At 29.8% G+C, this 2,601-nt stretch carries 3 protein-coding genes; all 3 read right to left on the reverse strand.

Annotated elements, in window-relative coordinates; all coding sequences use genetic code 11:
* Nucleotides 1–24 precede the first annotated feature (24 nt).
* Nucleotides 25–249 (reverse strand): hypothetical protein, encoded by a 225-nt coding sequence (locus Q361_RS14005; RefSeq protein ID WP_146047052.1) that lies wholly within the window; start codon nt 247–249, stop codon nt 25–27.
* Nucleotides 250–1,130: 881 nt separating this feature from the next.
* Nucleotides 1,131–1,484 carry a hypothetical protein gene (locus Q361_RS14010; RefSeq protein WP_103727226.1) on the reverse strand — a complete coding sequence of 118 codons (354 nt, stop codon included), beginning with the start codon at nt 1,482–1,484 and terminating at the stop codon, nt 1,131–1,133.
* 3 nt (nt 1,485–1,487) lie between these two features.
* A complete protein-coding gene (locus Q361_RS14015; RefSeq protein WP_103727227.1) occupies nt 1,488–2,432 on the reverse strand; it encodes an energy transducer TonB in 945 nt (314 codons plus the stop codon).
* Nucleotides 2,433–2,601 lie beyond the last annotated feature (169 nt).

Below are 2,601 nucleotides of genomic sequence, written 5' to 3' on the forward strand. Positions count from 1 at the left end.
GAAAAAACCACGAAGTTGAAACATTCATAATTTTTTCTTTAATAAACCAGGAAAAATTTCTTCCGGAATTTTTCCGCGTATAGCAGGCAACGTTTGGCGGCTTGGCGTCAGTTGGGATTTGTGTTTCACAATATATTGATTTAAGACTAAACATCCAAATACAAAACAAACATTAAATAAAGCCATAACCCCAAATTGCGCCAAACCGCTGTTGCCTGCTGTGCGAATCTGCGTTTTTTCTGCTTTCAAGTTGAGTAGTTTTTTTCTTTCAGTTTTCGAGTTTGCTGAATTTCTTTCGCTTGTAAAAAAGTTTTCCGCTTTTGGCGTTTCTGTTTTTTTGTTTCACACTATTTTACTTTTTAAGCATAATTTTCCGCAAGATTCCTGTTAGATTTCAGTTTTACTGTCCGATTTCGTTGAGTTGTAATTTTCTGATACAGTTCCGAAAAAAAGAAAGAAAACCACGAAGTTGAAACATTCATAATTCTTTCTTTAAGAAACTAGGAAAAATTTCTTCCGGAATTTTTCCGCGTATAGCAGGCAACGTTTTGTGGCTTGACGCAGAAGCGAAGCCAGCGAACGGCTAAATTTCTGTTAAAGATAAACATTTTCGTGAAAAAAGGACTTCAACTTAAGAGAAATTGAGCTATTGCGCCAAACCGCTGTTGCCTGCTGTGCGAATCTGCGCTTTTTCTGCTTTCAAGTCGAGTAGTTTTTTTCTTTCAGTTTTCGAGTTTTCCGAATTTCTTTCGCTTCTCAAAAAAATCCGCTTTCGACGTTTCAAATTTTCTTTTCAGTTTCTCCTTTTAAAATGTTTGAAATATCACTTTTTAAACACAATTTTCCGCAAGTTTTCTGTTACATTTTAGTTTTTCTGTCCGATTTCGTTCAGCCGTAATTTTCTGATAAAGATCCCAAAAAAAAAATAAAAGAAAAGCCACGAAGTTGAAACATTCATTATTCTTTCTTTAATAAACAAGGAAAAATTTCTTCCGGAATTTTTCCGCGTATAGCAGGCAACGTTTGGCAGCTTGAAGAAGTTGGGGAAAAGTAGGCGAGTAGTTTCGGTTAAAGACTGAACGTTACAAATACAAAACCAACTTTAAATTTAGCCATAAACCCCAATTTCTTCAAACTGCTGTTGGGCGATCGTTGTTTTTTTGGTCGGAATATTTTCCAATTAATATTTTTTTCTTTTTAAACCCAATTCCACTAAAAATTGGTTTCTCACTTTTTAAATCAAGCCAAGTTAAATTAAACATTTTTTTGTTTTCTATATCTCTTTCGATAATTAATTTTGAAGCAAAGGTATTTTCATCTTCTAACCAATTTGTAGTATATTCTGCTTCAAATTTTTCTTTGCAAAATCCTTCGTTAATATTTGCACTTTCAACAATGAAATTTTTTAGTCCGTTATTTATAAATTCTCCTAATAAATTTCCACTTTTTGTTTTTGTGAAATAAAATGTTCCGTAAATACTCATAAATTATTCTGCTTGTTTGTTTAATTTTAAATCTGTTTTAAATCTCGTGTTTACGGATTTTCCATTTTTTTGTGCAGGAATCCATCGAGGCAATATTTTAATTACTCGTATTAATTCTTCGCTACATCCAAAACCAACATCTTCTATAATATTAAAATTTCCTGTTGAACCATCTTTATAAATTGTAAATTCAACAACTAATTTACCTTTAATTTCTTCTTGTACATCTGGATATTGAAACTTAAGTTTAATATTATTGTAAAATTTATCAATACCGCCTGGAAATTCTGGGAGTTTGTCAAGTTCTTCAACAGAATAAATTTGATTTTCAATTTTTTGTTTTTCTTCTTCAGATATTTTTAACAGTCTGTAGCTTTCTTTTTCTTGAATTGGTTTTAAATCATAACAGATTTTTTCAAATTTTTCACGTGCATGTAATTGATTTAATTCAGTTACGTTTTCTCTTGCTTTTCGTAGCCATTTTAATCGATTTTTTTCATAGCCACCAACTTTTCCATAATAATCAATAATAGGTTCAACGTTTATTGTATCTATCGTTACTTTATTCGAATAATTTGTATACTTCATAATGGCTTTGTAATATAAAATATTACTTGTAGAAGTCATATTATTTTGAATATTATTTAATTGATATATGCTTTTATTTAAGGTTTCTAATTCTAATGTATCTTTAACGTGATTTTTAAGACTTTTTGTAGATTCTAATACTTTTTCAATTTCGATTAAAAAGTCTTTAGTTAAATCATAATCTGTAACAGGTATAGATTTGATTAATTCAGATGACTTATATTTATCTTCATTATTTTTAAATATGTAAGAATTTTTTATTTCACTTTCTGTCAAAGGTTTAGTATTTTTATATTCGGTTTGTGCAACAGATAATATTGAAGTGAGAATAATTATTGAATTTAAAAATATTTTTTTCATTGTTTTGTAAAGAATCGATTTTGAGATAATTAAATTTATGTACTATTTTCACGTTCTGCGGTACAATGTCGCCCAACGTTTTGCGGCTTGACGCAGAAGCGAAGCCAGCGAACGATTTAATTTCTGCTAAAGATAAACATTTTCGTGAAAATAGATTTCAATTTAAAAA

The sequence above is a fragment of the Flavobacterium croceum DSM 17960 genome, from assembly GCF_002917885.1.
GTDB lineage: Bacteria > Bacteroidota > Bacteroidia > Flavobacteriales > Flavobacteriaceae > Flavobacterium > Flavobacterium croceum.